The 1,353-nt window shown below is 40.4% G+C and carries 1 protein-coding gene; it reads left to right on the plus strand.

Annotated elements, in window-relative coordinates; all coding sequences use genetic code 11:
- Window positions 1–57: 57 nt before the first annotated feature.
- Window positions 58–1,161, plus strand: coding sequence for an ISAs1 family transposase (locus tag BZG73_RS15860; RefSeq protein WP_077668825.1), 1,104 nt, complete (start codon window positions 58–60; stop codon window positions 1,159–1,161).
- Window positions 1,162–1,353 lie beyond the last annotated feature (192 nt).

The raw sequence follows: 1,353 nt of genomic DNA on the forward strand, positions 1-1,353 counted from the left end.
ATTTAATGGTCTCCTAATGTTTAGGAGATTAAAAATGACAGAAGAAAAAGTCCATTTATGCATTTCGTTTCCATCAAAGATATTCGCCAAGAAGGAAAAGTTGAACATACGTTATCAGATATTATTTTGATAACGATCTGTGCGGTTCTCTCTGGCCATGATACCTGGAAAGGCATTAGTGATTATGGCCGTAAGCAGCGCGATTTCTTATTACGCTTTGGCTTTTCAGGTAAAACGTCACCGTCGGCAGATACGATCGCAAGAGTGATGGGAACCATCAGTCCAAAGGCATTACAAAAAGCCTTTATAGAATGGATGAAATCGTGTCATGAATTAACGGATGGCGAAGTGGTTGCCATTGATGGAAAAACACTAAGGGGCTCATATAATCGAGCAACAGACCAAGCTGCTATTCATATGGTTAATGCGTTCGCAACCGCAAATGGAGTGTGTCTCGGACAGTCGAAAGTAGACAGTAAGACAAATGAGATTACTGCCATCCCTAAGTTGCTGGAATTGCTTGATATTTCAGGTTGTTTGATTACCATGGATGCTATGGGTTGTCAGCACAAAATCGCACAGAAAATCATCGATAAAAATGCTGATTATTTGCTTGCCGTTAAAGGAAATCAAGGCAAGTTAGATAAAGCGTTTGATAATTATTACCGCCCGGCAATGCTTCAAAAATTTGATGGTGATAGCTACGCATCACAAGAAAAATCGCATGGGCGTTTGGAAACACGATGTGCACTGATTAATACCGATTTAAGTGTATTAGGTGATTTGGCTTATGATTGGCCTGAATTAAAAACGATGGGCATCATGGTGAGTGTTCGTCAAGAAGGCAAACATGCTGAAGAGTCAGATATTTCAGTGCGCTATTATATAAGCTCAAAAGCACTGACAGCGAAAGAGCTTCATGATGCTACGCGCTCACACTGGTTAATTGAATCAATGCATTGGCAACTTGATGTTGGATTAAAAGAAGATGTTTGCCGAATAAGAGTCGATGACCGAGCGGAAATTTTTGCACGAATAAGGCAAATGGTTTTGAATTTATTAAAGCAAGAGAAGAGTTTCAAAGCTGGCATTCAACGCAAGCGAATGATGTGCGCGATGGACCAAGAGTACTTGGCGACCGTGTTAGGAAGCCTTTCTTGACGCGGATGTTCATGCGCTTTCCGTGAATAATTACTCGCTTCGCTCCTAATTCACCGGTGGGCAAGGCATTAGAAGCTAGGAGAATAAATTGACTTCAGCAAAAGGAACAAGAACAAATGAATATCGAATTTCTATAGATATGGAGACTAATTTATCTAGTTTTTTACTAGATAAGGAACAGATCCCTTATCC

The sequence above is a fragment of the Salinivibrio siamensis genome, assembly GCF_001996005.1.
GTDB classification, from domain to species: domain Bacteria; phylum Pseudomonadota; class Gammaproteobacteria; order Enterobacterales; family Vibrionaceae; genus Salinivibrio; species Salinivibrio siamensis.

Coding starts and splice junctions, on each gene's coding strand:
- BZG73_RS15860 (WP_077668825.1), top strand. CDS start 58: ATGCATTTCGTTTCCATCAAAGATATTCGCCAAGAAGGAAAAGTTGAA.